The sequence below is a fragment of the Dactylosporangium sp. NPDC050688 genome, assembly GCF_040654515.1.
Taxonomy (GTDB): Bacteria; Actinomycetota; Actinomycetes; order Mycobacteriales; family Micromonosporaceae; genus Dactylosporangium.
This window is the reverse complement of the sequence record NZ_JBFAIC010000046.1, coordinates 1-2093: the sequence shown is the minus strand read 5'-3', so window position 1 is coordinate 2093 and position 2093 is coordinate 1. Positions and strand designations below refer to the sequence as shown.

The window sequence follows — 2093 nt, the reverse complement described above, 5'->3', positions numbered from 1 at the left end:
CGGGCGGGTAGTAGCAGTAGCCGGACCGGCACACGCCGGGTCTGTCGGCATGCCACCTGCGGGCGGCGGGCGGGGTGGGGCCGAGGGCTGGTGCGGCGTTGCCAGCAGTCGTGCGGTCCGTAGCCGGGCCAGTTTCGTGGCGTGGCGGGCTGCCAGGCCATGCCGGCGGGCCTCCGCGAACTCCGCCCGCGTCCGTGCCATCGTCTCGCGGCGGCGGGTGTGGGCGGCTGCCGCGGCGGCCAAGCGGGCTGCCGCCGCCGCGGCTATGCGGGCGCCGAGGTCCGTCGCCGCATCTGCGTCCGTCGCCACGCCTGGGTGCGTCGCCACGCCGTCGTCCATCGCGGCGCCGCGATCTGTCGCCCTGCCGGCGTTCGTCGCCCTGCTGACGTTCGTTGACGTGCCGGCGTTCATTGACGTGCCGGCCGGCGTCGAAGTGCCGGTCCTGCGGTCGCCCAGTGTGGTGGGCCGGCCGGCGTCTGGTGCGTCCAGCGAGAAATACGGTCGTGGCACGTGCCGCCTCCCCCCGGTAGGCGCCACCCCCATTCTCGTGGACGCACCAGACCCCGTCCAGCGCCGCTACCCGCAGCGACCAACCCCGTACGCAAAAGCGCAGAAACGCAAAGCGCAGAAACGCAACAGCGCTACGGCTGAGCGGGTACCCGGTCCAGGAAGCCGAGCACCTGGTTGATCCTGCCGTCCTCGGCCAGCGTGACGACGTCGAACCCCGCGACCGGGGCAGGCGCGCCCGGCAGGCCCATCTCCCAGCCGAAACGGGCCTGGGCGTGGTGGCCGTCGACGGGACCGAGGAGGGTGATCACGAAACCGGGGAACTGTGCCTGCACAGCACCGATCATCTGGTCGATCTCGGCCTGGCCGCGGGCGGTGGCCATGGGGTCGGCGAAGGTGACGGCTGAGGTGAAGAGGGCGTCGATCGCCGCGCGGCGGGCGGCCGGTTCGGTCTCGTTCCACACGTCGACGTACCGCTGGGCCAGCTTTTCGTATTCGCTCATGCCGTCGAGGTTGCCGGGCGGCGAGGGGGCTGGTCGATTCCCTGCGAGGTAATGGTCACGGCTCCCGCGGCGCTTCTACGATCGGATCATGACGCAACCGGTGGGGGTGCTGCTGCGCGAATGGCGGGAGCGGCGCCGGCTCAGCCAGCTGGAGCTGTCGATCCAGGCGGACATCTCCACGCGGCACCTGAGCTTCGTGGAGACGGGGCGGGCGAAGCCGACGAGTGCGATGATCCTGCGCCTCACGGAGCATCTGGACGTGCCGCTGCGGGAGCGCAACACGCTGCTGCTGGCCGGGGGTTATGCGCCCGTGTACCCGCAGGGCCGGCTCGACGGTCCGCAGCTGCGCGCGGTGCGGGCCTCGCTGCGGCAGGTGCTGACGGGCCACGAGCCGTTCCCGGCGGTGGTGGTGGACCGGTGGTGGACGATGCTCGACGCCAACGCGCCGGTCGGGCTGCTCACCGCGGGCGTGGCGGCGCACCTGCTGGAGCCGCCGGTGAACGTCCTGCGCCTGTCGCTGCACCCGGGCGGTCTGGCGCCCCGCATCGCCAACCTGGAGCAGTGGCGCGCGCACCTGCTGAGCCGCCTGGAGCGGCAGGCCCGCACCACCGGCGACGCGAGGCTGGACGAGCTGCTCGCGGAGTTGACGGCGTACCCGGGAGGTACCGGACCCGCGCCGGCCGAACACGACGTGGTGGTGCCTCTGCGGATCCGCCACGAGGGTGGTGAGCTGCGGTTCTTCAGCATCACCGCGGTGTTCGGCTCGCCGCTGGACGTCACCGTCGAGGAGCTCGCCATCGAGTCGTTCTTCCCCGCCGACGCGGCCACCGCGGAGGCACTGCGGGCGGTCGCGGCATAACCGGACCGTGGCACGTTTCTGGGATTCGACGGGGTGCGGCCTTCCGTAACGTCATATGCATCGCAAGGCCACACCACACACTTCCCACCACAAGGAGCATCCCATGAGCGAGTACGGCGACACCGGCGCGGACTACGGCCACGTCGAGACGGGCGAGCAGCACGAGTCGCTCGACCAGCTGCACCAGGTCGACGCGAGCCAGGAGGACTACCAGTCGCAGTTCG

2 protein-coding genes are annotated in these 2093 nt (G+C 71.7%); one reads left to right on the top strand and one right to left on the bottom strand.

The window, feature by feature from the left end; translation table 11 throughout:
- Positions 1-641 precede the first annotated feature (641 nt).
- On the bottom strand, positions 642-1010 hold the full coding sequence (locus AB0H83_RS33790) for a nuclear transport factor 2 family protein (RefSeq protein WP_360102194.1): 369 nt from the start codon (positions 1008-1010) through the stop codon (positions 642-644).
- 88 nt (positions 1011-1098) lie between these two features.
- Here AB0H83_RS33790 and AB0H83_RS33785 point away from each other — a divergent pair, with 88 nt between their 5' ends.
- Positions 1099-1869: a helix-turn-helix transcriptional regulator gene (locus tag AB0H83_RS33785; RefSeq protein ID WP_360102192.1), complete on the top strand. Its 771-nt coding sequence runs from the start codon at positions 1099-1101 to the stop codon at positions 1867-1869.
- The last annotated feature ends 224 nt before the right edge of the window (positions 1870-2093 follow it).

Coding starts and splice junctions, on each gene's coding strand:
- AB0H83_RS33790 (WP_360102194.1), bottom strand. CDS start 1,010: ATGAGCGAATACGAAAAGCTGGCCCAGCGGTACGTCGACGTGTGGAAC.
- AB0H83_RS33785 (WP_360102192.1), top strand. CDS start 1,099: ATGACGCAACCGGTGGGGGTGCTGCTGCGCGAATGGCGGGAGCGGCGC.